The sequence below is a fragment of the Hasllibacter sp. MH4015 genome, assembly GCF_020177575.1.
In the GTDB taxonomy this organism is placed as follows: Bacteria; Pseudomonadota; Alphaproteobacteria; order Rhodobacterales; family Rhodobacteraceae; genus Gymnodinialimonas.
This window is the reverse complement of record NZ_JAHTBK010000001.1, coordinates 2,803,417-2,829,499: the sequence shown is the minus strand read 5'-3', so window position 1 is coordinate 2,829,499 and position 26,083 is coordinate 2,803,417. Positions and strand designations below refer to the sequence as shown.

The following is a 26,083-nucleotide window of genomic DNA, read 5'->3' as shown; positions in this document are numbered from 1 at the left end:
ACGGGAGCCACCTGATGCGCAGGGACCCTGTCTTCCATGTGCCGGAAATATCCCGGGGGAGGCGCCCGCTTGCGGGCGACGGGGGCAGCGCCCCTTATCCGCCGCCGGCCCGTTCGACGCCGCTGAAATTGTTAAGAAATGGTAAAGATTTCATCCAGAATTAAATGAAAGCAAGCACTTAAGTCGACTTCTCAACGTGATAAGCGACATCAATCCCGCGCGTGATCCGCCGGATACGTGCCGAGGATTTTCAATTCCGACGTGAAATACGACAACTCGTCCAGGGCGAGCTGCACGTTGGTGTCGTCCGGGTGCCCCTCGATATCCGCGTAGAATTGCGTTGCGGTGAATACGCCGTCGACCATGTAGGATTCCAGCTTGGTCATGTTCACACCATTGGTCGCGAACCCGCCCATCGCCTTGTAAAGCGCGGCGGGGATGTTGCGCACCCGAAAGACGAAGGTGGTCATCATCCGGTCCGCGCGCCGCGTCATGTCCGGCGCGCGGTCCATGACAAGGAACCGCGTCGTGTTGCGGTCGTGATCCTCGATATTGCGCGCCAACACGTCGAGGCCGTAGATTTCTCCGGCCAGTTCGGAGGCCAGTGCCGCTTTGCCGGTGTCCCCCCAGTCGGCCACATCACGCGCCGCGCGGGCATTGTCGGGGCTGACACGGCCGGTGATACCGTGCTCGCGCAGGAATGTGCTGCACTGGGGCAGCAGGACAAGGTGGCTATAGGCCTCCGTCACGTCCGACAGTGCCGCCCCTTTCACACCAAGCAGGTTGATATGCACGCGAACGAACGCCTCGTCCACGATATTCAGACCGGATTCAGGCAACAGGCGGTGGATGTCGGCCACGCGACCATAGGTGGAATTTTCCACCGGCAACATGGCCTGCGCCGCATCGCCCGACCGGACCGCCTCGATCACGTCCTCGAAGGTCGCGCAGGGCAGGGCCTCCATCCCCGGACGCGCATCGTGGCACGCCTGATGCGAATAGGCTCCGGGCTCTCCTTGGAAGGCGATACGGTCCGTCATAGGCAAATCCATTGCAAAATGGTCGTTTCGTCGCGCTCCCTACACCTTGCCATGGGCTAAAGGAACACCATAGATACCCGGCAAAGCGACATCCGATGGAGCCGACATGTTCGACACGATGACAATCACCAAAGCCTTTGGCGCCCTGTGCGGCGCGCTTCTGGTGCTTTTGCTGGGCGGCTGGGCCGCCGAGGGCCTCTACAACGTGGATACCCACGGCGAAGATCACGTCAGCGGCTACCGGGTCGTGATCCCCGATGCCAGCGATGTGGTCGAGGCGGAGGCCGAACCGGAAGTTCCGTTCGAGGAGGTCTTTGCAGCCGCCGATGCTATCGCCGGGGAACGGCTGTGGCGTCAATGTTCGTCGTGCCATGCGCTGAATGCGGGGCAGAACGGCGTCGGCCCCTACCTTGTGGGCGTCGTTGGACGTGACATCGCCGCGGCGGAGGGCTTCGACTTCTCCGACGCGCTGGCCAGCCTCGATGGCGTGTGGGAGCCCGAGCGGCTGTCCGGCTTTCTGGAAAATCCGCGCACCTGGGCGCCCGGTACGGCAATGAGCTATGGCGGCATGGACGATATCGCGGATCGCGCGAACCTGATCGCTTACCTTGCCACGCAGCAATAAAACGGCACCCAGGGCCGGATTTTCGCAAGGCCGCCCGATCGGGGCGGCCTTTGTCGTTCACGATGGGATTGTCGGGCAGCGGTCGTGAAGATCCCGGATCGGCGGAATTTCACGGCGAGATCACGGAATCTCAACTTGAACCTCGCCCACTCTGGTCTCTAACGTCGAATGACACATAATAATGGTAACGCGATCAAGAATTGCGTCCAATTTTGCCGAATGATCCGGGGAGGTGCAGATGCAGGACCGTAACCAGCCGCAAGTGACCGTCAAAGCCCATGAGGATCGACCGGAGGCCCATGCCGCGTGGCGCTTCGGCCTTCCCGTGATCGGGGCCGCGTTGATCCTTGGTCTGACCGCGCTTTCTGCCAAGGCGCAGGAGGTGGGCGAGGACGGACTGATCCGCACCTACGGGATCTCCACCTTCGGGGAATTGCGCTATGGCCCGGATGCCGAGCATCTGGACTACGTCAACCCCGACGCGCCCCAGGGCGGCGAGATGTCGTTCTCCTGGTCCTCCGGCTCCTTCGACTCCATGCATCCCTACTCGCGTATCGGTCGTCCTGCGGTTCTATCCTCCATCTTTTTCGAAAACATGTTGACCGGGACCGCCGATGAAATCGGTTCGGCTTACTGCCTGCTTTGCGAGGAATTCGCCTATCCCGAAGATCGGTCCTACGTGATCTTCACGCTGCGCGAGGGGATTACGTTTTCCGATGGTACGCCGATGACGGCGCACGACGTGTTGTTCACCTACGAAATCCTGCGTGACGAAGGGTTGCCGTCCTTCCGCGCCTCCATTCCGTTGACCATTGAAAGCGCTGAGGTTCTGGACGATCGCCGGATCCGTTACACGTTCAACCCCGATGCGCCGTTGCGCGACCGCATTCAATCCGCGGGCGGCCTTCCGGTCATCAGCCAGGCCAGCCACGAGGCGAGCGGTCTTGATTTCGAGGAAAGTCGCCTGGAGCCCCTGATCGGTTCCGGCCCCTACGTCCTGGGGGAAGTCGAGCCGGGTCAGCGCGTCATTTACACCCGCAACGAGAATTACTGGGGCGATGATCTGTGGATCAACCGGGGCCGGAACAACTTCAGTTCGATCCGTATCGAGTTCTACGGCGACAGCCTTGCCGCGTTCGAGGGGTTCACGGCAGGCAATTACACATGGCGGCAGGAAATCTCGTCCCAGGCCTGGGCCAACAACTATGATTTCCCGGCCCTGGAAGACGGGACCATCGTGCGGGAGGAGCTTCCCGACGGCTCCATCGCATCGGGGCAATCGTTCATGATCAACCTGCGTCGTCCGCAGTTCCAGGATGTCCGCGTGCGTCGCGCGATCGCACATATGTTCAATTTCGAATGGACCAACCAAACGCTGTTTTACGGCCTCTACAGGCAGCCGAACAGCTTTTGGGAGAACACGTGGATGGAGGCCGAGGGTTTGCCCAGTGCCGAGGAAATCGCTCTTCTGGAACCCCTTCGCGATCAACTGCCCGAGACCGTCTTTACCGAAGAGGCGTTCGTCGTGCCGCCGTCCAACCCGGATCGCGCGCTTGACCGACGCCAGTCGCGTCGCGCCACCGCGCTACTGGAAGAAGCCGGATGGGTTCCGGGCGACGACGGAATGCTGCGCAACGAAGAGGGGCGCACCCTCGACGTGGAATTCCTCAATTCCTCTCCGCTCTTTGATCGCATCATAAACCCCTTCGTCGAGAACCTGCGCGCGATCGGTGTCAATGCTTCGCTGAACCGCGTGGACAATGCGCAGCTCCAGCAGCGTGAACGGGATGCCGATTTCGATATCGTGACCGGGCACTTCCCCATGGGCTATGAGCCCGGGTCGGGATTGCGGCAGTATTTCGGATCGCTCGGGGCCGACGAAAGCCTCTTTAACCAACCGGGTCTCGCCGATCCTGCCATTGATGCGTTGATCGAGATCGTGGTGAATTCCGAAACCCGCGAGGAGTTGGATGTCGCTGTCCGAGCCTTCGACCGTGTGCTGAGGGATCGCGTGATCCGCATCCCGCAATGGTTCAGTGACGGGCATTGGGTCGCGTATTATGACATGTACCGCTACCCCGAAGAACTCCCGCCTTACTCGCTCGGCTTCCTCGACTTCTGGTGGATCGACCCGGAAGCCGAAGCCGCCTTGCGCGAACAGGGTGCCTTCTAACCCAAGATGGGCGCATATATCCTCAGACGACTGGCGCTCGTGATCCCGACATTGATCGGGGTCATGATGGTCAACTTCCTGCTGACCCAATTCGTGCCGGGCGGACCGATCGATCAGGTCATCGCACAGTTGGAAGGGGAAGGGGACGTGTTCGCCGGTATCTCGGGCGGCGGGTCGGAGACCATTGGCGAGTCCGACTTCGACACGGGCTATCAGGGCGCACGCGGCCTGCCGCCGCAATTCCTCGAAAGCCTGCGAGTGGAGTTCAACTTCGCCCGGATCGTGTGTGAAGATGGGTTCACGGGCGAACCGGACCTGGATGAGGACGCCTGCTTCGCCGAGGACATCCCGGTTTGGGAACGGTTCTGGCTGATGATGAAGGGCTATCTGCAATTCGACTTCGGGGAGAGTTACTTCCGCTCCATCTCCGTCGTGGATCTGGTGATCGAAAAGCTGCCGGTGTCGATCACGCTTGGCCTGTGGTCGACGGTGATCGCCTATCTCGTGTCGATCCCGCTTGGCATCCGCAAGGCCGTGCGCGACGGCTCTGCTTTCGACAGCATCACATCAGGCATCATCATCGTGGCCTACGCGATCCCCGGCTTCCTCTTTGCCATCTTGCTGCTCGTCTTGTTTGCAGGCGGGCGATATTTGCAATGGTTCCCCTTACGTGGCCTGACCTCCGACGGGTTCGAGGATATGACGATGCTCCGGCAGATCGGGGATTACCTGTGGCACATCACGTTGCCGGTTCTGGCCTCCACCATCTCCGCCTTCGCGACACTGACCTTGCTGACCAAGAACAGCTTCCTGGATGAGATCAAGAAGCAGTACGTGATGACGGCCAAGGCCAAGGGTCTGCCGGAACGGCGCGTGCTTTACGGCCATGTCTTCCGTAACGCGATGCTGATCGTGATCGCGGGCTTCCCGGCGGTCTTCGTGGGCGTGTTCTTCGGCGGGTCGCTGATTATCGAAACGATCTTCTCGCTCGACGGGTTGGGGCGTTTGTCGTTCGAGGCGGCGGTCAGTCGCGATTATCCCGTGATCTTCGGCACGCTTTACGTCTTCGGCCTGATCGGGCTGGCGGTCGGGATCATCTCGGACCTGATGTATGTCTGGATTGATCCACGTATCGACTTCGAGACGCGGCAGGGATGACGCGCGGATGAGCCATCCCATAGATCAGCCAATCCCCACGCCCTTGCCGGAGCAGGACCCGGAGCCCGGCGGCCCGAAGCTGCGCGGCACCGGGCGCAAGTCGGGTTGGCTCAGCCCGCTCAACCAACGCCGTTGGCGGAACTTCAAGGCCAATCGCCGCGCGTACCGGTCATTCTGGATCTTCCTGGTGCTCTACGGGCTAAGCCTGCTTGCACCGCTTCTGGCAAATGACAGGCCCCTGCTGGTGCAGTTTCAGGGCGAATATTACACGCCGATGCTCAACTTCTATCCGGAGACCCAGTTCGGCGGCGATTTCCGGGCTGAGGCCGTCTACCGCGATGTGGAGGTGCAGTGCCTTATCATCTCTGGCGGGTTGGACGCCTGTTGGGATGATCCGGAAGATGTCATCGAACAGGTGCAGAGCACCGGCCAATATGCCGGGACGGATGTTGAAGAAGGGTGGCTGATCTGGCCCCCGATCCCTTATGCCTACGACACGATCGTGGATCGGCCCGGCACCGCGCCCGGCGCGCCCAACGTGATCAATACGTGGTTTGTTCCGGCTGACGATCCCGATGGCGCGCCTGTCTTCGATCTGCCTCGAAGCGCTGATCCGGAGGATTGGGACCGCCGCTTTGGCCTTCTGCCCGAGGAGATCCGGGGCGCAAACCTTCTGGGGACCGACGACACGTCCCGCGATGTGCTGTCGCGCGTAATCTACGGGTTCGAGCTGTCGGTCAGTTTCGCGCTGATCGTGACCGTGCTTGCAAGTGCCATCGGCATTTTCGCGGGCGCAATACAGGGCTTTTTCGGCGGTTGGGTCGACCTGATCTTCCAGCGCATCATCGAGATCTGGAACGCGACGCCAAGTCTTTACGTCATCATCATCGTCGCTACGATTTTCGCGATGGACTTCTGGCTTCTGGTCTTCTTGATGGTGGCCTTCGGGTGGACCGGTCTTGTGGGCGTGGTCCGCGCGGAATTCCTGCGGGCGCGCAATTTCGAATATGTCCGCGCCGCCCGCGCGCTTGGCGTGGGCTCGATGACCATCATGTTCCGGCATGTCCTGCCCAACGCCATGGTCGCGACCCTGACCTTCCTGCCGTTTATCGTGACGGGAACCATTGGTGGCCTTGCCTCCCTCGACTTCCTGGGCTTCGGGTTGCCGTCGTCCGAGCCATCGCTGGGGGAGATGACGTTGCAGGCCAAGAACAACCTGACCGCGCCGTGGCTTGGCTTCACCGCGTTTTTCACCTTCGCCATCATGCTGTCGCTTCTTGTCTTCGTGTTCGAAGGCATCCGGGATGCGTTTGATCCAAGGAAAACCTTCGCATGAGCCGGGTTCTGGACGTCCGCGACCTGACCGTCGATTTCAGCCAGGACGGGCAATCCGTGCGAGCGGTCAAGGGCATCTCGTTCCATGTCGACAAGGGTGAGACCGTGGCCCTTGTGGGCGAAAGCGGATCAGGCAAATCGGTGTCCGCCCTGTCGGCGGTGGAGCTTCTGCCCCCATCCGCGACACTCGGCGGTTCGGTCACTTACAACGGGCAGGAGATGATCGGCGCGTCCGAGGCCAAGCTGCGCGAGGTTCGCGGCAACGACATCAGCTTCATCTTTCAGGAGCCGATGACGTCGCTGAACCCGTTGCACACGCTGGAACGGCAATTGGCCGAAAGCCTTGTTCTGCACGGCGGCTATCGCTACCCGAATTCCTTGCGCCGCAGCGCAGGGGGCCTTGCGCGGGCAAATCTGCTGCGCAGCCTCCTGGTGATGTGGGGCATTCTGGCGCTGATTGCCTTCTACGTTTTCGCAGTTGTTCAACCGGGCGATCTCAGCCCTTGGCGCGCGCAGGTCGAGGCGGCCATCGGTCATGGCAGTTGGCTGTTCTTTCTAATCGCTGCTGCGGTCGCGGCGGCGATACAGGCCGCCATCTGGACGGCAATCATCGGCGTGCCGCTCTTGCTGCTGAAGCTTTTGTTCCGCACGATGGGTTTGCACGATGCGGTGCCGTCCGAGTTGAAGGACCGCATCATCGAGTTGATGACGAAGGTCGGTATCCGCGATCCCGAAACAAGGTTGGACGCCTACCCGCACCAATTGAGCGGGGGGCAACGGCAACGGGTCATGATCGCCATGGCATTGGCGAATGGCCCCGAGTTGCTGATTGCCGACGAACCGACAACCGCGCTTGACGTGACGATCCAGGCGCAAATTCTTGAGCTTCTGGCGGAGCTCAAGCGGTCGGAGGGTATGAGCCTTCTGTTCATCACCCACGATCTTGCCATCGTCCGCCGGATCGCGGACAGGGTCTGCGTCATGCAAGGCGGCGAGATCGTGGAGCAGGGGCGCACCGCCGAGATTTTCGACAATCCAAAGCACCCCTATACCCGCAAGCTTCTGGGCGCGGAGCCGTCGGGTCGCCCTCATCCGGTGCCCGCAGATGCCGAAGAAATCCTCAAGACCGAGGATCTGCGCATCTGGTTCCCGATCCAACGCGGCCTTCTGCGCAAGACCGTGGGCCATGTGAAGGCCGTCAACGCGGCCAGCATCTCTATCCGCCAAAGGGAAACGCTTGGGGTCGTGGGCGAAAGCGGATCGGGCAAGACCACGTTGGCGCTCGCGATTCTGCGCCTGATCCGATCCGATGGACCGATCGTGTTTCTGGGCCGGGACCTGACGGAGGTACACAATGCCGATTTGCGCGATGTGCGGCGCGATATGCAGATCGTATTCCAGGACCCGTTCGGCTCCCTCAGCCCGCGCATGACGATCGAACAGATCGTGTCGGAAGGGTTGCAGGTACAAGGGGTGGAACGGTCCGAGCGGATCGAGCGGACGGCGGAGATCCTGACGGAAGTGGGGCTCGACCCCGACATGATGCACCGCTATCCGCACGAATTTTCCGGCGGACAACGGCAAAGGATCGCCATTGCACGCGCGATGATCCTGCGTCCGAAACTGGTGGTGCTGGATGAGCCGACAAGCGCGCTCGACATGACGGTTCAGGTGCAGATCGTGGAGCTTCTGCGCCGCCTGCAGCGGGACAACAACCTTGCCTACCTGTTCATTTCCCACGACCTCAAGGTCGTGCGCGCGCTCAGCCATAAGGTGATCGTGATGAAGCAGGGGGATGTCGTCGAATCCGGTGAGACAGAGGCCTTGTTCGAAAATCCGCAGACCCAATACACTCGCGAATTGATGCGCGCGGCCTTCGCTGACACCAAGGCAGGCGTGGCCTAGATCGCGGAGGAATGGCCCGACGGCTCGATCTCGTAGGCGTCAAGTTGCCGCGCGATCAGCCGCGCAAGGGGATGGGCGCGGTCGGGCACGTGCAATCCGTCGGCGCTGTAGTGAACCTGACCCGGAAAAGCGTCCGCCGCACGGCGCAGAATGCCGCGGATGCGCTTGGCGGACCCAAGCCTCTCCGCAACCAACCCGTCCACGGAGATGTGGAAGTCGCACATCAGCATCTCGATCATGCGGGCGCGCAGCACATCGTCGCCGCCGAAGACATGGCCGCGCCCGGTGGGAAGCGCGTCGGCGCGAACGGCTTTTTGATACTTCGCCGTCGCAGCCTGGTTCTGTACGAATCCTTGCGGAAATTTCGAGATGGCCGACGCCCCGAGGCCGATGAGCACGTCACAGATATCGTCCGTATAGCCCTGGAAGTTGCGCCGCAACCGCCCTTGCTCCGCCGCTTGCGTCAGGCTGTCGGAGGAGCGCGCGAAGTGATCTATGCCGATCTGGCGATATCCGTCCCAGGCCAGGGTTTCCTGCGCGGTCTCGAACAGCCGCAGCCGTGTCTCAGGCCCCGGCAGGTCGTCGGTGGGGATCAGCGCCTGACGCTTGGCCATCCACGGAACGTGGGCGTAGCCATAAAGCGCGATGCGGTCGGGATTGAGCGACAGCAGCATCTGGATGGACGACGCGATCCGGGCCCGCGTCTGCTTGGGCAGACCGTAGAGCAGATCGGTGTTGAGCGAATGGATGCCCCGCGCCCGAATGCCCTCGACCGCCGCGAGGGTCACGTCGTAACTCTGCTCCCGACCGATAATTGTCTGGATCTCAGGGTCGAAGTCTTGCACCCCGATCGAGGCACGGGTCATCCCCATCCGCGCCAATGCATCCAGACGCGGGGCGTCGATTTCATTGGGGTCGATCTCAACAGATATCTCGGATGCGGATGTCGTCGGAAAGGCGGTCAACACGGCGTCGGACAGGCGCACGATGTCGTCAGGCGGAAGAAGCGTGGGCGTACCGCCGCCCCAATGGATACGGGCCGCCTGTACCCCGTCGGGCAAGGCCGCGCGAATTGTCGCAATCTCCTGGATCAAGGTGTCGACATAGGCGGATACGGGCGAAAGCGACCGCGTGCCTTGCGTGCGACAGGCGCAGAACCAGCACAGGCGGCGGCAAAACGGAATGTGCAGGTAAATCGAGACCTGGGCACCGGGCCGGATCGCACCAAGCCATTGGCGATGAATGTCCGGTGTCACGGCATCGTTGAACTTGGAGGCCGGGGGATAGGACGTGTAGCGCGGGACATTCGCGTCAAAGAGTCCGAACCGGCGGAGTTGAGAATACTGGTCCATGGGTCTAGGTTTAGGGTCAGACCGGGCCTTCGACATTGATATGGATCAACGAGAACGCCGGTGGTTCGAGCGGACAGGAGCCACGGCATGGAACAACGACCGATAGACTTGATGCCGTTGGATTGCGCGCAATGCCCGATCCGACACCGCGCCGTGTGCGCGCGCTGCGACGCCGATGAGTTGGAGCAGCTGGAGGCGATCAAGTATTACAAGAAATTTAGCCCAGGCGAGACGATCGTATGGGCCGGCGACAGCATCGACTTCGTCGCCTCGGTGGTGAGCGGCGTGGCAACGCTTTCGCAAACCATGGAAGACGGGCGGCGGCAGATGACCGGCCTCTTGCTGGCCTCAGACTTTATCGGGCGCCCCAACCGAGAGACTGTCGCCTATGACGTGACGGCCACCACAGATGTGACTTTGTGCTGTTTCCGGCGCAAACCGTTCCAGGACATGATGATCACAACGCCCCATGTCAGCCAGCGCCTGCTTGAGATGACGTTGGACGAGCTGGACGCCGCGCGCGAGTGGATGCTCCTTCTGGGTCGCAAGACCGCGCGGGAGAAGATCGCGAGTTTTGTGTCGATCATTGCCCGGCGGGAGGCAGGGGCCGACAAGGATGTGCCGGGCACGAATGTGTCCTTCGATCTGCCGCTGACACGGGAGGCGATGGCCGATTATCTCGGACTGACGCTGGAAACCGTAAGCCGCCAGATTTCCGGCCTGAAACGGGACGGGGTTATCGTGCTGGAAGGCAAGCGGCGCATCGTCATCCCCGATTTCCACGTCCTGCTCGACGAGACCGGCGATGATGCCGATGGCGGCATGCTCGTCTGACCCGACCCACAACGTACCTTAAAGGACCGCCCCGCCTCGCCGGGGCGTTTTTTGTGCGGTGGCGCGTCCCCAAGCCCTGACGTTTGACACAGATCAAGGCCCGCCCACGACCGATCAACGATCACTGTCGCAGATGGAATCGCTCCGGGCGGCTTTTGGATTCGCATCCAGGTCAAACCGGGGCACGACGAAGGGACGATCGATGCTTGATTACGTGAAGCTGCCGATCCTTGGCCTGATCGCAATCTTTGGTGCGATCGCTGCCAATTACGGCCTGGACCCGGCATACAAGGTTCATGCCATCATTATCATGCTGGTCGCGGGCGGCCTGTTTCTGTGGCAAGTGCGCCAGACTGGTGAGCCGAAAGTGGCCACACCGACCGGCGAATACATGGACGGCCCCGTGCGGGCCGCGGCCATCGCCACGGTCTTCTGGGGATGCACCGGGTTTCTTGTGGGCGTGTTCATCGCCTTCCAACTGGCGTTTCCGGCGCTGAATTTCGAATGGGCGCAGCCCTATCTGAACTTCGGACGTCTGCGTCCGCTTCACACCTCCGCCGTGATCTTCGCCTTTGGGGGCAACGCGCTTATCGCGGCGTCCCTTTACATCGTGCAACGCACCAGCGCCGTCCGCGCATGGGGCGGCAATCTCAGCTGGTTCGTCTTCTGGGGCTACCAATTGTTCATCGTCTTGGCGGCAACCGGATACCTTCTGGGGTCGAGCCAGGGTCAGGAATATGCTGAACCCGAATGGTACGTTGACCTTTGGCTGACCATCGTCTGGGTCGCCTTCCTTGTCGTCTACATGGGCACGATCCTGACCCGTAAGGAGCCGCACATCTACGTGGCCAACTGGTTCTTGCTCAGCTTCATCGTGACCGTCGCGATGCTGCACCTGGTCAACAACATGTCGATCCCGGTCTCCATCTGGGGCTCGCGCTCGGTGCAGGTCTTCTCCGGCGTGCAGAACGCCATGACGCAATGGTGGTACGGCCATAACGCCGTGGGCTTCTTCCTGACGGCGGGCTTCCTGGGCATGATGTACTACTTCGTGCCGAAGCAGGCCGAACGCCCGGTCTACTCGTACAAGCTGTCGATCATCCACTTCTGGGCGCTGATCTTCCTGTATATCTGGGCCGGTCCCCACCACCTCCACTACACCGCGCTGCCGGATTGGGCCTCGACCCTCGGCATGGTGTTCTCGGTCGTACTCTGGATGCCCTCTTGGGGTGGCATGATCAACGGCCTGATGACCCTGCAAGGGGCCTGGGACAAGCTGCGCACCGACCCGATCCTGCGGATGATGGTCACGTCGCTTGCCTTCTACGGCATGTCGACCTTCGAAGGCCCGATGATGTCGATCCGCGCGGTCAACTCGCTGTCGCACTACACCGACTGGACCATCGGACACGTGCATTCCGGTGCGCTGGGATGGAACGGGATGATCACCTTCGGAATGCTCTACTACCTGTTCCCGAAACTGTGGAACCGCAAGGCGCTCTATTCCGTGCGCGCCGTCAGCTGGCACTTCTGGCTCGCGACCGTTGGCATCGTCCTCTACGCGGCGTCGATGTGGGTCACGGGGATCATGGAAGGTCTGATGTGGCGTGAGGTCGACGCGCAGGGTTTCCTCGTGAACTCCTTCGCCGACACCGTGGAAGCCAAACTTCCGATGTATGTGGTCCGGGGCCTGGGCGGGGTGTTGTTCCTGTCGGGTGCGCTGATCATGGCCTGGAACCTGTGGATGACTGTTCGGAAGGGTGAGGCCGTGGCCGACACCAATTCCGCAGTCCCCGCTGAATAAGAAAGGGGCTGGAAAAATGACAACGAATGACAAAGTCACACCGCCCGAAGACGATCCCAAGGTCTCGACCCTGTCGGATTTTCCCGAGGAGATTCCCAACGAGTTGCCGCATCACTCGGCCTTCATAGACAAGCACAAGAAGATCGAGACGAACGCAACGCTCCTCCTGGCGCTCAGCTTCGTGGTCGTCACGGTGGGCGGTATCGTGGAAATCGCCCCGCTCTTCTACCTGGAGAACACCATCGAGAATGTAGAAGGCATGCGCCCCTATTCCCCGTTGGAGCTTGCCGGGCGGGAAATCTACATCCGGGAGGGCTGTTATGTCTGCCACTCCCAGATGATCCGCCCGATGCGCGACGAGGTGGAGCGGTACGGCCATTACAGCCTTGCGGCTGAAAGCCAGTACGACCACCCGTTCCAATGGGGCTCCAAACGCACCGGGCCGGATCTGGCGCGGGTTGGCGGGCGCTATTCGGACGAATGGCACCTCGATCACCTGATCGACCCTCAATCGGTTGTGCCGGAATCGATTATGCCGTCCTACGCGTTCCTCGCCAATGTGACGCTGCAAGGGGAATATGTCGGCGACCTGATGGCGACCCATGCCTTCGTCGGCGTGCCATATACCGAGGACATGCTGGAAAACGCCCGTTTCGATTTCATCGAGCAGGCCACCGATTTTGGCGACCCCGGCGTGACCGACCGCTATCCCGGCGCGCAACAGCGTGATTTCGACGGCAATCCTGACGTCACCGAAATGGATGCGCTGATCGCCTATCTGCAAATGCTGGGCACGTTGGTCGATTTCTCGACCTTCACGCCGGAAGAAAGCCGCTGAGGAGGGCGCAAAGATGCAAGACTACACATTTCTTCGCGAACTCTCCGGCAGCATCGGCACGGTATTCCTTGTGCTCAGCTTCCTCGGGTTCGTGCTCTTCGCATTCCGCCCCGGATCGCGTCGGGTGCATTCCGACAGCGCCGACATCCCGTTCCGCCACGACGACAAACCGATAGAGGCCCAGGCCGAGGAGGCCCGCCAATGACTGACCAGACCAACCGTTCCGACCTGCAAGAGGGGGATCCCGAAACCACCGGTCACAGCTGGGACGGGATCAAGGAATTCAACAACCCCCTGCCGCGCTGGTGGCTGTGGTGCTTCTACCTCACCATCATCTGGGGCGTGGCCTATACCGTCATGTACCCGGCCTGGCCGATGATTTCGGGCGCGACACCGGGTGTGCTGGGCTATTCCACCCGGGCGGAAGTGGCCGAGGATATCGACCGGTTCGAGGCCCTCAACGCCGATCTGCGGACCGAGTTGACGGATGTCGAACTGGCCGAAGTGACCCGCGACGAGATGCCGGAGCTTTACAACTACGCCATCCAGTCCGGTGCATCGAGTTTTGCCACCTGGTGTTCCCAATGCCATGGGCGCGGCGCAGCAGGCGTTCAGGCCTCGGGCTATCCGAACCTTCTGGATGACGATTGGCTCTGGGGCGGCACGGTGGAGGAGATCAACGCCACCATCGCTCACGGTATCCGCAACGAGGACGACCCCGACGCCCGCTGGTCCGAGATGACCGCGTTCGAGGGGATCTTGAGCGACGAAGAAATCGCGCAGGTCGTCAACTATGTCCTCACCATCTCGGGTCAGGACGGGGACGCGGCCTTGGCAGCGGAGGGCGAAACTGTCTACCTCGACAATTGCTCTGCCTGTCACGGCGAAAACGCCATGGGCGACCGCGTGCTTGGCGCGCCGAACCTGACCGATGCCATCTGGCTTTACGGCGGCAGCCCGGAGGCGATCGAGGAAACCGTGCGTCATTCCCGGTTCGGCGTCATGCCGGCGTGGTCGGGCCGCCTGAGCGAGGCCGAAGTGCGCGCCACGGCGATCTACGTCCACAGCCTGGGCGGCGGCGAATAGACGCCGCTTGGGATGAAAAAGAACACCGGCGGCACAACGACCGTCGCCGGTTCGGCGCCAGCCCCATGTCCTGTTCGCGCTTTTATCGTGGGGCTGGCGCTTCGATCCGATCAGCGGGCGTAAAGCGAGCCGCCGGGCGCATATTGATCCACGTCAAGGTGACGATGGCGCGCCCGATCTAGGGTCGAGGGGCGAACAGAAACCAGATCTCAAGGTAAAGACATCCATGGCCTCTCACGATGCCGCGCCAAAGCTCTATGCCGCGCAGGAACCGGTGTTCCCAAAGCGGGTTTCGGGCCGGTTCCGGAACCTGAAATGGGCGATCCTGATCGTCACGCTGGGGATCTACTACATCACCCCGTGGATCAGGTGGGACCGCGGATCGGCCTTGCCGGATCAGGCCGTGCTTGTGGACATGGCGAACCGCCGGTTCTTCTTCTTCTGGATCGAGATCTGGCCCCACGAATTCTATTTCGTTGCGGGCCTTTTGATCATGGCGGGCCTTGGCTTGTTCCTGTTCACCTCCGCGCTGGGGCGTGTCTGGTGCGGCTATGCCTGCCCGCAGACGGTCTGGACCGATCTTTTCTTCACCGTCGAGCGCTGGATCGAGGGGGATCGCAACGCCCGCCTGCGCCTGTGGAAGCAGAAGTGGGATTTCCACAAGTGGCGCCTGCGCGTCACCAAGTGGATCGTCTGGCTGCTGATCGCGGTGGCGACGGGCGGGGCCTGGGTATTCTACTTCGCCGACGCACCGACCCTGCTGCGAGAGATCGTGACGGGCCAGGCACCGTTCGTGGCCTACGTCACCATCGCGATCCTGACCGCCACCACCTTCATCTTTGGTGGGTTCCTACGTGAACAGGTCTGCATCTACATGTGCCCCTGGCCCCGCATCCAGGCCGCCATGATGGATGAGCACACGATCACCGTCGCATACCGCGACTGGCGGGGGGAGCCGCGCGGCAAAGGCAAGCGCCGCCGTGCCATCGCCGAGGCGGCCATTGCCTCGTCGCGCCTTGCCGGACCGACCATCACGGGGCAGGAGCCGGGATCGACCACCAAGGCCGAGCCGGAGGCCCAGGCGCTTGGCGATTGCATCGACTGCAATGCGTGCGTGAATGTCTGCCCCGTCGGCATCGACATCCGCGACGGTCAGCAGATGGAATGCATCACCTGCGCGCTCTGCATCGACGCCTGTGACGACATCATGGAGAAGATCGGCGCGGAACGGGGCCTGATCGACTATGTTGCCCTGACCGATGAGGCGAATGAACGCGCGGGCAAAAGCAAGGTGCCGGTCTGGCGCCACATCCTTCGGCCCCGGACGCTGATCTATACCGCCCTATGGTCGCTGATCGGCATCGGACTGGTCGTGGCATTGTTCATGCGGACAGAAATCGACATCACCGTCGCGCCAGTGCGCAATCCGCAATTCGTCACGCTGAGCGATGGGTCCATCCGCAACACGTATGACGTGCGCATCCGCAACATGGGGAGCGAGGACGCCACCTTCCACGTATCGCTCGTCTCCGACAACGTGTTGCAGGTGGCATTGGAGGGGACCCCGAATCTGACCGTGGATGTCCCCGCCGATGAAACTCTGCTCCAACGGGTCTACGTCATCGCGCGCCCGGGCAGTGAAGCCGCGGCGGCAGAGCGCACAGATTTCCGCTTCTGGGTGGAGGAATTGGGCGACAACCTTCGCGCCCATCAGGATACGACATTCTTCGGACAGGGAGAGCCGCAATGACCGACCAGAGCATCGCCGAGACCCGCAAACTGACCGGTTGGCACGTGCTGGCCGTATTCGGTGGCTGCTTCTCCGTCATCATCGGGGTCAACCTGTTCATGGCGTTTCAGGCCGTTTCTACGTTTCCGGGATTGGAAGTCACCTCCAGCTATGCCGACAGCCAGACCTTCGATGATCGCCGTTCGGCGCAGGAGGCGCTGGGTTGGATCGCGTCGGTGACGGTCGAAGATGGAAACGTGGTCCTGACCCTCGTGGATGAAGGCGGACGGCCCGTCTACCCGGCGGAGCTTGAGGCGCTGCTGACACGGCCCACGACGCGCGCCGATGACCAGCTGCTGGACCTGACCCGGGGGCCGAATGGTGTTCTGACTGCCCCGGCTGACCTGGACGTGGGCCGGTGGCGTTTGCGCCTGACCGGGACGGCGCGCGATGGCACGGATTATCGCCACAACATCACCTTCACGCTGGCGGGGCAATGACCGCTTACGCCGATCCCGCACGGCCATCGGCCTGCCCGGCCTGTGATGCCGCGCCGCTGGCTCAGCAGATCGCCGGGATCGCCCCCAGCGACGCGCGCGTGATGCTGGCCTTGCCGGGAATTCATTGTGCCGGTTGCATTTCGGGGGTGGAGCGTGTGCTGCGCGCCGTGCCGGGTGTGCGCGATGCCCATGTGAACCTGACGCTTCGCCGCGTGGCAGTGGACGCGGATCTGGACACAGCGCCCGAGCTGCTGTGCAAACACCTGACCGATGCGGGTTACGAGGCCCATGAGCTTGATGCCGGGGTCCTTGCAGCCACGCAGGTCGATGCGAGGGGTCGCGCGCTTTTGATGCGTCTCGCCGTGGCGGTGTTCGCCATGATGAACGTGATGCTTCTGTCAGTGGCGGTCTGGTCCGGGGCGGAGGGCGTGACCCGTGACATGATGCACTGGATCAGCGCCGCCATCGCGATCCCTGCCGTGATCTTCACCGGGCAGCCGTTCTACGTTTCGGCCTTCGCCGCATTGAAGGGTGGGCGGCTCAACATGGATGTGCCGATCACCCTGGCGATCGTTCTGGCCGTTGGAACCTCGTTGTACGAGACGATGTTGTCGGGCGAACATGCCTATTTCGATGCGGCGATTGCGTTGTGCACCTTCCTTCTGGCCGGGCGTTATCTGGACCACAGGACGCGCGCGAATGCACGTTCCGCCGCGCAGGAGCTGGCCGCGCTGGATGTTCCGCGCGCCTTGCGCATCGACGGGTCTGGCACCCGGACGGTGGCTGCGGCGGACCTGCGCCCGGGGGACCTGATCCGCGTTTTGCCCGGTGGGCGCATCCCGGTCGACGGTGTTGTGACGGAGGGCCGGACGGAGCTTGACCGATCGGTGATGACCGGGGAAACCTTGCCAGCCGTCGCCGCCGAAGGTGATGCCGTACATGCGGGGGAGGCGAACCTGACCGGCCCGATCACGGTGCAGGTTCAAGCCGCCGGTCGCGACACCGAATTGGCGCGCATCGCCGATCTGATCGCAGTGGCGGAGGCGGGTCGAAACAATTACACATCCCTGGCCGATGCGGCGGCCAAACTTTACGCGCCCGGTGTGCATATCGTGGCGCTTCTCGCGGCCATGGGCTGGTTCGCTTACACGTGGGATCTGCGCGTGGCCCTTAATATCGCGGCGGCGGTCCTCATTATCACTTGCCCCTGTGCCCTTGGCCTTGCCGTACCCGCCGTCACCACCGCTGCCTCCGCGCGCCTGTTTCGCAGAGGTATGCTGATCAAGGACGGAACGGCGTTGGAACGGTTGGCCGATGTCGACACGGTGGTGTTCGACAAGACCGGAACCCTGACCGATGGCGCACCGCAGGCCTTGAACCTTGATGCCTTGGACGAGACCACTTCCAGCGTGGCCCTGGCCCTCGCAGACGCGTCCGAGCATCCGCTCTCCAAGGCGCTGGCGCATGGCCTGACAGACAGGGGCGTGACCCCTGCGCGGCTTCGCAATGTTGCGGAACGGCCCGGTTACGGGATCGAGGGGGAATGGCAGGGCCAGCCCGTCAAACTTGGCCGTGCCAGCTGGGTCGGGGCAGAGGCACTTGCAACCACGGCCAGCTATCTGAGGATCGGGGCAGAAACCTATGCGCTTCCCTTCGCCGATACCCTGCGCGACGGCGCGGAAGACCTCGTTCGCGCGCTCCTTTCAGACGGCAAGCGCGTGATCCTCCTGTCCGGTGATGTCGCCCCTGCCGTCTCTGACTTCGCGGCGCGGATCGGGATCCAGGACTTCGTGGCAGAGGCGCGGCCCGCCCAGAAGGCAGAGGCCGTCACCAAAATGGGGCAGGCGGGCCATAAGGTGCTGATGGTGGGCGACGGCATGAACGACACGGCGGCCCTTGCGGCGGCCCATGTCTCCATCTCTCCGGCAACCGCGTTGGAGGCGGCCCGCGCCGCGTCTGACATGGTGCTGACCGGGCGCAGCTTGCTGCCGATCCTCGACGCGATGACAACGTCCAGATCCGCGCGCCGGCGCATCAAGGAGAATTTCGGCGTTGCGTCGGTCTACAACATTCTCGCCGTTCCCTTGGCGGTGGCGGGCTTGTGTTCGCCGCTGATCGCCGCGCTGGCCATGTCCGCATCTTCCTTGACCGTTTCGCTCAATGCGCTGAGGCTCAAGTAATGGACGTACTTGGCATCCTCATCCCCGTCAGCCTGATCCTCGGAGGGGCCGGGCTCGTCGCGTTCTGGTGGATGTTGCGCAAGGGCCAGTTCGACGACCCCGAAGGGGACGCCCACAGGATTCTGCGCGACGATTACGACGATACGCCCAAGCAATAGCGCCCCAACCGTTACGGCCCGAACGGTTCACACGTGACGTTGCGTGCGCTCAACCGTGCGCAGGCGCGCGTGGCCTGGTCTTCGGTCATTCCGGCGAACCGCGCATCGAAGCCACGACCCGTCGAAACCACCCGACGCAGGGCCGTGTCGAATGTGCCAAGCTCGGCCAACGCCGTGCGCAACAACAAGCGCTCGGCGGCATGGTGCGACACCTGCGGCCCGAGAGAGACGCCGAAAAGACGCGAACCCGTGGACGATGCGCGCGTCACCACCTCCGGCTCCGGGGCCGGGCGGGGCGGGACCAGCGGCGCCGGTTCCGGCTCAAGGGCGGCCTGCGGTTCCGGCCTTGGCGCGGGTGTAGCGGGGGCCGTATCCAGCGCACCGGCGGCGGCCTGTATCGCGGCCTCCACTTCGGGGTCCTGGATATTCGTCAGCGCTTCGCCCACGGCTTCGGAAATCGCTGCCAGCAACTCCCCGTCGGGCCCGTTTCCGGGACGCATGATCGGGCGCATCGACGTGGTGACGGCCCTTTGGCCGGGCGGTGCGCCCCCGGTGCCTGCGGGTTCCAGATCTTCGCCCGAATAGGTCGGAAGCGGCGGTATGCGAAGTGCGACCGAGGATGGCGCGCGTTCGAAGCCCATGTCGAGAAGCTCCATAACCCGTTCATTTCGCCACGCCGAACTTCGACCCCCGAAAACGGTTGCAATGATCCGTTCCTCCCCCCTCTGGGCGGATGCGACGAGGTTGAAGCCCGCAGCGCGGGTGTAGCCGGTCTTGATACCGTCCGCGCCGCGATAATTGGTCAGCACCCGCCGGTTGGTGTTGCGAACCTGCGCGATACCGGCATCGGCGGTGATGCGGGAGAAGAGGTTGTAATATTGCGGGTAATCGTAGATCAGCCGCCGCCCCAGCATCGTCATGTCCCGCGCCGTCGACAAATGTTCGGCTTGGGTCAGCCCATGGGCATTGCGAAACGTGGTGCGTGTCATGCCAAGGGCGCGCGCGGTACGGTTCATGCGGCGCGCGAACGCGGCCTCGGACCCGGACAAGACCTCTCCGATCGCGGTGGCGGCATCGTTGGCAGAGCGGATTGCGGCGGCGCGGATGAGATAGCGGAAGCGGATCGTGGACCCCGCGCGCAGGCCAAGCTCCGACGGCGGCTCCGCTGCGGCATTGGCGGAGATTGTAACTTCGGTATCGAGCGTAATCTCACCCAACCGGATCGCTTCGAACGCGATATAGAGGGTCATCATCTTGGTCAGCGATGCCGGATGCAGGCGGGTGTCGGCATTGCGCGAATGCAAAACTTCGCCATTGCGCGCATCCATGACCATCGCCGCATAGGGCGCGGCCTGACCGGGCGAAATTGCGCCAAACGTCAAAGCGACGCCCAGAAGGACGACGTAAAAAAACCGTACGAACATGAGTTGCTCTATCTGCCTCAGGTGCCGTCTGTTGCGGCTATTGCGTGTGATCCTAGGCCAAAGCGGTTTCAAAATCCATCGCTTCGCGCGATTTTTCCCACTGCATGCAAGGATTTGGAAGATGTGGTCTTCGATGCAACACCACCGTCAAAATGTGGGCTGCGACACGCGCGTCGCGCCATGGCGGTGCCGCCGCGTGCCTGCTACAACCTGTGCGAGTGTTGCAAAAGGACCGCGAGACCGATGAAAGACCTGATTGATGATCGCAAGACCCGTGCCGCCGCGTGGTTCCGTAGCCTGAGGGACGAGATCGTCGAAGCCTTCGAGGCGGTCGAGGACTCCCAAGGCGGCGATGCGCCAGCGGGTCGGTTCGAGGTCACGGAAACCAAGCGCGCGTCCGACGACGGGTCGGATGCAGGCGGCGGCCTGATGAGCGTCATGCGCGACGGGCGCGTTTTCGAAAAGGTCGGCGTCAATGTCTCCGCCGTGTTCGGAACGTTGGGGGAAAGGGCGCAGAAGGCGATGGCGGCGCGCGGTGTTGCCGGTATGGCGGATGATCCGCGCTTCTGGGCCTCGGGCATCAGCCTGGTTGCGCATATGCAAAATCCTCGCGTCCCGGCAGTTCACATGAACACCCGCATGTTCTGGACCCCCGGAGCGTGGTGGTTCGGTGGTGGGTCGGACCTGAACCCCGCCATCGAGTACGAAGAGGATACGGCGCATTTTCACCATGTCCTCAAGGACCATTGCGACCGCCACGATCCGGACTATTACGAAAGGTTCAAGGCCTGGGCGGATGAGTATTTCTACGTCCCCCACCGAAACCGGGCCCGTGGCGTGGGCGGCATCTTCTACGATGACCTCAATACCGGCGATTGGGAGGCGGATTTCGCCTTCACCCAGGATGTGGGCCGCGCGTTCCTTCCGGCATTTCTGGGCTGCGTGGAGAAACGGCGGCACGAAGCGTTCACGGAAGAAGACCGCGAGGCGCAGCTGATCCACCGCGGCCTCTACGCCGAATACAACCTCGTCTACGACCGTGGCACCAAGTTCGGACTTGAAACCGGGCATGATGCAAACGCCGTGCTGATGTCCCTGCCGCCGATTGCGAAGTGGACCTGACCCCGCATCTGAGGCAGGAAGCGGCCCATGGAGCACCGCCCCAATCCCGCCGAGCTTGACGTTCTGGTTCCCAATTTTAAACGGCGGTTGAGCGGCGTGACCGCCACGATCGTGCGCCTGGTTCCCTTGCAGGCGAAGGCGATGGCACTGGCCGCCGTGGCCCCGGACATGCCGCTGCACGTCCCGACGATCCCACCTTCCGCGCTTATCACCATGTCGCGGAACGGACCCTCCGGCCCACGGGTCTGGCACGCCAGGCGAAATACGGAGATGTTGGCGGGCCTCGCCCTGAAATACCTGCTCGGCAAGCGTCTGAAACTGGTCTTCACCTCCGCCTCTCAGCGTAAACACACGGGCTACACCAAGTGGTTGATCGACCGGATGGACCACCTTATCGCCACGTCTCGTAAGACGGCCGGTTACCTCGATCATCCGGCCGATGTGATCCTGCACGGCATCGACACGACGCAGTTTTCGCCGCCCGACGACCGAGCTGCCCTTCGGAACCGGCTGGGACTGCAAGACGGTCTCTTGGTCGGATGCTACGGGCGTATCCGCGCGCAAAAGGGGACGGGTGATTTCCTTGATGCCATGATCCCGGTCCTGAAGCAGGTGACACACGGCCATGCGCTGATCATGGGTCGCGCGACGGAAAGCCATACGACTTACGAGGCCGATCTCCGCGCTAAGGCTGCCGCGTCTGGCGTTGGCGACCGCATCCATTTCCTGCCGGAGGTGCCGGTTCACGAAATGGCGGATTGGTATCGCGTTCTCGATCTTTTCGTGGCGCCGCAGCGCTGGGAAGGGTTCGGATTGACCCCGCTTGAGGCGATGGCCTGCGGGGTTCCGGTCGTGGCCACAACCGTCGGCGCATTTCCGGAATTGCTGACGGCGGAAACGGGCAAGCTGATTTCACCGCAGGACATACCGGGCATGTCCGATGCGATCCTTGAGATGCTGTCGGATACGACCAAACTGTCAGCGATGGGAGCATCCGCGCGACGCCATGTGGAGCGGAATTTCCGGATAGAAGCGGAGGCGGAGGCCATAATGGCGATCTATCGGCGGCTGCTGTCGGAAGGCTAGGCCGCTTTCCTCATCCCACCGCATTCGCTAGAGCATTCGACCATGAGCCGCGAGCAAGACACGATCCCGCCGATCTGGCCGTCTTTCGTCATTAACCTGGCCGCGAATACAGTGCGGATGGACAACGTGCGCGGCCAATTCGAGGCGCAGGGTATCGAGTTTGAACGGATAGAGGCGGTCAATGGGAACGCCCTGAGCGTCGCGGAGATGCGCGCGGCCTATGATGCGGATGCCAATCGCCGCCACGCGCGTCGCGACCTCGTGCCTGCGGAAATTGGATGCTATCTCAGTCACATAGAGGCGTGGCGTCGCATTGCCACCGCCGCCGCGCCCGGTGGTTTCGTGTTCGAGGATGATCTGGACGCCAGCCCCGACCTGCGCCGGGTCATGGCGGCGCTCTGTGACGACGGGGGCAGCGATTGGGATGTTGCAAAGCTCTTTTCTTACCATCCCGAGGCGTCGGTCATCGCGGAGCGGGAATTGGCCCCCGGGATTCAGTTGGCTGTCCCTTACCGTGTCCCGACCTGCTGCCTTGGCTACGCGTTGACCCGTGCAGCGGCGACGCGCCTTTTGGATCGGTCGGTCCCGTTCTTTCGGCCGGTTGACGACGACCACAAGTATTTCTGGGAAAACGGATTGCGCTTCGCCCTGACCCGCCCCATCCCCTTGCAAATGGGCGACCAGCAAACGGTCACAGGCACGATCAGTCAGTTCCGCCGAAATGCACGCGGGGGTGGGATATCGCGCATCTGGCGCAACCTGCGAGTACAGGCGGCGTATCATATCGCATTGCGATGGCATCGGTTGCGCGGGGTGCGTTGACGATGCAGGCGCTTGTCATCAACCTCGCCTTGGAGCCGGAGCGTATGGCATTCATGGCGTCGCAGTTGGACGCCCTGTCCATCCCATACGAGCGTTTGGAGGCCGTGACCCCGGCGCATCTGGAACCGCCGAGGGACTTTCCCTACTGGAGCCGCTGGGAAAGGCCTTTGCGAACCACAGAAATGGCCGCGTTCGCAAGCCACCGCGCGGCGTGGCGCGCCGTTTTGGAAGGGGACGCGCCGCGCCTGATCTTAGAAGACGACGCGGTTCTGATGCCCGGTGCTCCACGGTTTCTTGAGCGGCTCGACACCGTTCGCGATGTGGATCTTGTCACGCTGGAGACCCGTGGGCGGAGCAAGCTGATTGGGCGTGATCCGCATTCCGCCGCACCCATGCAGCGGTTGTGGCAGGACAAGAGCGGAGCGGCCGCCTATGTCCTGTGGCCGACTGGCGCGCAACGCCTGCTGGACCGGGTGGCTTACGCGCCGGGCCTGGCCGATGCGATCCTGTGCGCGGCCTATGATCTGCGGGCGTGGCAAGCTGTTCCTGCCCTGGCGTGTCAGCTGGATCGTTGTGCCGCGGAAGGAATCCCTCCGCCGCTTGCCACCACCAGCGCGATTGACGCGGAGCCGCGCCCGAAGGCGGCCAAGACCTTTGCCCAAAGCATGCGACGTATCGCGGCGCAGGTGCGGATCGGGCTGCGGCGGATGCGGCGCGGTCCTGGGTCGGACTACGCCATCGTTCCGTTGGACAGGAACTAACGCCCGGGCCTATCCGCGGATGGCTTCCAGCAGGCGATGGACGTTTTCGGGATCGGCATCGGGCGTGATCCCGTGGCCCAGGTTGAAGATATGCGGCCCCCCCTTGAGCGCATCGACGATCCGGCGCGCCTCCGATTGCAGGGCCTCACCGCCGGTGACCATCAGCTTGGGGTCCAAGTTGCCCTGTACGCAGCCATCCACCTGAAGTTTCTCGGCGGCCCATGTTGCATCGACGGACGTATCGATGGCCAGGCAATCCGCGCCGACTTCGTTTGCGAACCCGACATACTTGTCACCCGCTTCGCGCGGGAATGCGATGATGGGAAGATCGGGGTGGCGCGATTTCAACTCGGCAATGATCTTCTTGGCCGGTGCAGTGGCGTATTTGTCGAATGCGTCGCCCTTGAGGGAGCCGGCCCAGGAATCGAAAAGTTTCACGACCTCCGCACCCGCCCGCACCTGCATGTCGAGATACTCGATAGTGGCCTCTGTAATCAGGTCCATCAGCGCGTCGAACGTCCCGGAATCTTCCTCGCGTAGCTTGTGGGCGGGGGCCTGATCCGGCGTCCCGCGTCCGGCGATCATGTAGGTTGCCACCGTCCAGGGCGCGCCCGCAAAGCCGATCAGCGCCGTTTCTTGGGGAAGCTCCTGCGATAGGATGCGCACCGTCTCGTAGACCGGGGCGAGGTGTTCGTGGATGTCGTCTTTGCTCTTTATCCTCGCCATGCCGGACGCGTCGGTGATCGTGGACAGGCGCGGCCCTTCGCCGGTCACGAACCAAAGGTCGGCACCAAGAGCCTGTGGGATCAGCAGGATATCGGCGAACAAGATCGCCGCGTCGAACCCGTAGCGCCGGATCGGTTGCAACGTGACCTCGGCGGCCAATTCGGGATTGTAGCACAGCGACAGGAAATCCCCGGCCTGCGCGCGGGTAGCCCGATATTCCGGCAGATAACGCCCCGCCTGACGCATCAGCCAAACCGGTGGCACGTCCATCGCTTCCCCGCCGAGGCTGCGCAGCAGTTTTTTCTTGTCGGGCATGGGACTTATCCTCAGGGTCGTATTGTGGGCCGGATCACTCTGCTTAAAAGTGTCAGGCAAGCGCCCGTTGTCAACCCAAGTTGACACCGCTATGGAGAGAGAATGACGACTGACTTGCCGACCCCCGCACAGCCCCTTCGGATTGGAACACGCGGCTCTCCTTTGGCGCTGGCACAGGCCCATGAAACCCGCGCCCGGCTGATGGCGGCATTCGAACTGCCTGAAGAGGCTTTCGAAATCGTCATCATCAAAACAACCGGCGATGACCGCAGCCTGATCGACGCGGATGTGGCGCTCAAGGAACTGGGCGGCAAGGGGCTCTTCACCAAGGAAATCGAGGAGGACATGTTGTCATCTTCGATAGACATCGCGGTGCATTCCATGAAGGACATGCCCGTGGAACAGCCCGCGGGCCTGGTCCTCGATTGCTATTTGCCGCGCGAAGACGTGCGGGATGCCTTCGTGGCGCTTGGGCATGACAGCCTGCACGCATTGCCGGAGGGTGCCGTGGTCGGATCGTCGTCCCTGCGCCGCCGCGCGCAATTGGCAGCGCGGCGTCCGGACCTCAACGTCGTGGAGTTTCGTGGCAACGTGCAGACCCGGATGAAGAAACTGGGGGACGGGGTGGCCGATGCCACGTTCCTTGCCATGGCCGGTCTGCGCCGTCTGGGCATGGTGGATGTCGTGAAATCCGCCATCGACGTGGAAGACATGCTGCCCGCCGTCGCCCAAGGTGCCATCGGGATCGAACGACGGATGGATGATAACAGGGCAGCCGCGATGTTGGAGGCGATCCACGATGGACCAACCGGCCAACGGCTTGCTGCGGAGCGTGCGTTTCTCAAAGGGCTCGACGGGTCCTGCCAGACACCGATTGCGGGTCTGGCCGAGTTGGACGGCGCAACGCTTCGCCTGCGCGGAGAGATCCTGCGCCCCGATGGATCCGAAGTGCTGACCGACGACCGCACGGCCCCGATCGAGGATGGCGCGGCGCTTGGTGCCGAGATGGCGCGCGAGCTGCGCGACCGGGCGGGGCCAGGCTTCTTCGACTGGCATTGAGTGCGTCCCCATGGCATGCTCCGGCCAAGGCAAAGTGGCAGAGCAGGCCCG

The 26,083-nt window shown here is 62.6% G+C and carries 23 protein-coding genes; 19 read left to right on the top strand and 4 right to left on the bottom strand.

What is annotated here, in order from left to right:
- Positions 1 to 209 precede the first annotated feature (209 nt).
- The gene (locus KUW62_RS14395; RefSeq protein WP_224816159.1) at positions 210 to 1,040 is read right to left on the bottom strand and encodes a prephenate dehydratase; all 831 of its coding nucleotides are present in this window, start codon (positions 1,038 to 1,040) and stop codon (positions 210 to 212) included.
- 106 nt (positions 1,041 to 1,146) lie between these two features.
- Between KUW62_RS14395 and KUW62_RS14390 the strand changes: the two genes are divergently transcribed.
- The 5 genes from KUW62_RS14390 to KUW62_RS14370 all read left to right on the top strand — a co-directional run bounded on the left by KUW62_RS14390 (position 1,147) and on the right by KUW62_RS14370 (position 8,236).
- Entirely contained in the window at positions 1,147 to 1,665 is a 519-nt protein-coding gene (locus tag KUW62_RS14390) for a cytochrome c family protein (RefSeq protein WP_224816158.1), read from the top strand.
- Between the two features lie 238 nt (positions 1,666 to 1,903).
- Positions 1,904 to 3,838: an extracellular solute-binding protein gene (locus KUW62_RS14385; protein ID WP_224816157.1), complete on the top strand. Its 1,935-nt coding sequence runs from the start codon at positions 1,904 to 1,906 to the stop codon at positions 3,836 to 3,838.
- Between the two features lie 6 nt (positions 3,839 to 3,844).
- On the top strand, positions 3,845 to 4,996 hold the full coding sequence (locus KUW62_RS14380) for a microcin C ABC transporter permease YejB (protein WP_224816156.1): 1,152 nt from the start codon (positions 3,845 to 3,847) through the stop codon (positions 4,994 to 4,996).
- A gap of 7 nt (positions 4,997 to 5,003) precedes the next feature.
- Positions 5,004 to 6,332 carry an ABC transporter permease gene (locus tag KUW62_RS14375; protein ID WP_224816155.1) on the top strand — a complete coding sequence of 443 codons (1,329 nt, stop codon included), beginning with the start codon at positions 5,004 to 5,006 and terminating at the stop codon, positions 6,330 to 6,332.
- A complete protein-coding gene (locus KUW62_RS14370) occupies positions 6,329 to 8,236 on the top strand; it encodes an ABC transporter ATP-binding protein (RefSeq protein ID WP_224816154.1) in 1,908 nt (635 codons plus the stop codon). The genes KUW62_RS14375 and KUW62_RS14370 overlap by 4 nt, the downstream gene beginning before the upstream one ends.
- Here KUW62_RS14370 and hemN read toward each other — a convergent pair.
- Complete coding sequence (hemN, locus tag KUW62_RS14365) at positions 8,233 to 9,588, bottom strand: oxygen-independent coproporphyrinogen III oxidase (protein ID WP_224816153.1); 1,356 nt, start codon at positions 9,586 to 9,588, stop codon at positions 8,233 to 8,235. The genes KUW62_RS14370 and hemN overlap by 4 nt on opposite strands.
- Before the next feature lie 87 nt (positions 9,589 to 9,675).
- On the opposite strand from hemN, the gene fnrL reads away from it, so the two are divergent.
- The 9 genes from fnrL to ccoS all read left to right on the top strand — a co-directional run bounded on the left by fnrL (position 9,676) and on the right by ccoS (position 18,717).
- Entirely contained in the window at positions 9,676 to 10,422 is a 747-nt protein-coding gene (gene fnrL, locus KUW62_RS14360) for a transcriptional regulator FnrL (RefSeq protein ID WP_224816152.1), read from the top strand.
- Between the two features lie 202 nt (positions 10,423 to 10,624).
- Positions 10,625 to 12,226, top strand: coding sequence for a cytochrome-c oxidase, cbb3-type subunit I (ccoN, locus tag KUW62_RS14355; protein WP_224816151.1), 1,602 nt, complete (start codon positions 10,625 to 10,627; stop codon positions 12,224 to 12,226).
- Between the two features lie 16 nt (positions 12,227 to 12,242).
- Positions 12,243 to 13,064 (top strand): cytochrome-c oxidase, cbb3-type subunit II, encoded by an 822-nt coding sequence (ccoO, locus tag KUW62_RS14350; RefSeq protein WP_224816150.1) that lies wholly within the window; start codon positions 12,243 to 12,245, stop codon positions 13,062 to 13,064.
- A gap of 13 nt (positions 13,065 to 13,077) precedes the next feature.
- Complete coding sequence (locus KUW62_RS14345) at positions 13,078 to 13,269, top strand: cbb3-type cytochrome c oxidase subunit 3 (protein WP_224816149.1); 192 nt, start codon at positions 13,078 to 13,080, stop codon at positions 13,267 to 13,269.
- The gene (gene ccoP, locus KUW62_RS14340) at positions 13,266 to 14,150 is read left to right on the top strand and encodes a cytochrome-c oxidase, cbb3-type subunit III (protein ID WP_224816148.1); all 885 of its coding nucleotides are present in this window, start codon (positions 13,266 to 13,268) and stop codon (positions 14,148 to 14,150) included. Before KUW62_RS14345 ends, ccoP begins: the two co-directional genes overlap by 4 nt.
- A 226-nt stretch (positions 14,151 to 14,376) precedes the next feature.
- The gene (gene ccoG, locus KUW62_RS14335) at positions 14,377 to 15,900 is read left to right on the top strand and encodes a cytochrome c oxidase accessory protein CcoG (protein WP_224816147.1); all 1,524 of its coding nucleotides are present in this window, start codon (positions 14,377 to 14,379) and stop codon (positions 15,898 to 15,900) included.
- Positions 15,897 to 16,379 (top strand): FixH family protein, encoded by a 483-nt coding sequence (locus KUW62_RS14330; RefSeq protein WP_224816146.1) that lies wholly within the window; start codon positions 15,897 to 15,899, stop codon positions 16,377 to 16,379. The genes ccoG and KUW62_RS14330 overlap by 4 nt, the downstream gene beginning before the upstream one ends.
- Positions 16,376 to 18,559 (top strand): heavy metal translocating P-type ATPase, encoded by a 2,184-nt coding sequence (locus KUW62_RS14325; protein WP_224816145.1) that lies wholly within the window; start codon positions 16,376 to 16,378, stop codon positions 18,557 to 18,559. Before KUW62_RS14330 ends, KUW62_RS14325 begins: the two co-directional genes overlap by 4 nt.
- Positions 18,559 to 18,717 carry a cbb3-type cytochrome oxidase assembly protein CcoS gene (gene ccoS / locus KUW62_RS14320; RefSeq protein ID WP_224816144.1) on the top strand — a complete coding sequence of 53 codons (159 nt, stop codon included), beginning with the start codon at positions 18,559 to 18,561 and terminating at the stop codon, positions 18,715 to 18,717. Before KUW62_RS14325 ends, ccoS begins: the two co-directional genes overlap by 1 nt.
- A gap of 11 nt (positions 18,718 to 18,728) precedes the next feature.
- Here ccoS and KUW62_RS14315 read toward each other — a convergent pair whose 3' ends face one another.
- A complete protein-coding gene (locus KUW62_RS14315) occupies positions 18,729 to 20,141 on the bottom strand; it encodes a serine hydrolase (RefSeq protein ID WP_224816143.1) in 1,413 nt (470 codons plus the stop codon).
- Positions 20,142 to 20,384: 243 nt separating this feature from the next.
- On the opposite strand from KUW62_RS14315, the gene hemF reads away from it, so the two are divergent.
- The 4 genes from hemF to KUW62_RS14295 are packed head-to-tail and all read left to right on the top strand — an operon-like array spanning position 20,385 to position 23,932.
- Positions 20,385 to 21,263: an oxygen-dependent coproporphyrinogen oxidase gene (gene hemF, locus KUW62_RS14310; protein ID WP_224816142.1), complete on the top strand. Its 879-nt coding sequence runs from the start codon at positions 20,385 to 20,387 to the stop codon at positions 21,261 to 21,263.
- 27 nt (positions 21,264 to 21,290) lie between these two features.
- The gene (locus KUW62_RS14305) at positions 21,291 to 22,349 is read left to right on the top strand and encodes a glycosyltransferase family 4 protein (RefSeq protein WP_224816141.1); all 1,059 of its coding nucleotides are present in this window, start codon (positions 21,291 to 21,293) and stop codon (positions 22,347 to 22,349) included.
- A 42-nt stretch (positions 22,350 to 22,391) separates the two neighbouring features.
- Entirely contained in the window at positions 22,392 to 23,171 is a 780-nt protein-coding gene (locus KUW62_RS14300; RefSeq protein WP_224816140.1) for a glycosyltransferase family 25 protein, read from the top strand.
- Positions 23,172 to 23,173: 2 nt separating this feature from the next.
- Positions 23,174 to 23,932: a glycosyltransferase family 25 protein gene (locus tag KUW62_RS14295; protein WP_224816139.1), complete on the top strand. Its 759-nt coding sequence runs from the start codon at positions 23,174 to 23,176 to the stop codon at positions 23,930 to 23,932.
- Between the two features lie 9 nt (positions 23,933 to 23,941).
- Here the strand turns inward: KUW62_RS14295 and hemE are convergent, their stop codons facing one another.
- Complete coding sequence (gene hemE / locus KUW62_RS14290) at positions 23,942 to 24,973, bottom strand: uroporphyrinogen decarboxylase (protein WP_224816138.1); 1,032 nt, start codon at positions 24,971 to 24,973, stop codon at positions 23,942 to 23,944.
- Between the two features lie 102 nt (positions 24,974 to 25,075).
- Between hemE and hemC the strand changes: the two genes are divergently transcribed.
- Positions 25,076 to 26,032, top strand: a complete 957-nt coding sequence (hemC, locus tag KUW62_RS14285; RefSeq protein WP_224816137.1) for a hydroxymethylbilane synthase — start codon at positions 25,076 to 25,078, stop codon at positions 26,030 to 26,032.
- Positions 26,033 to 26,083 lie beyond the last annotated feature (51 nt).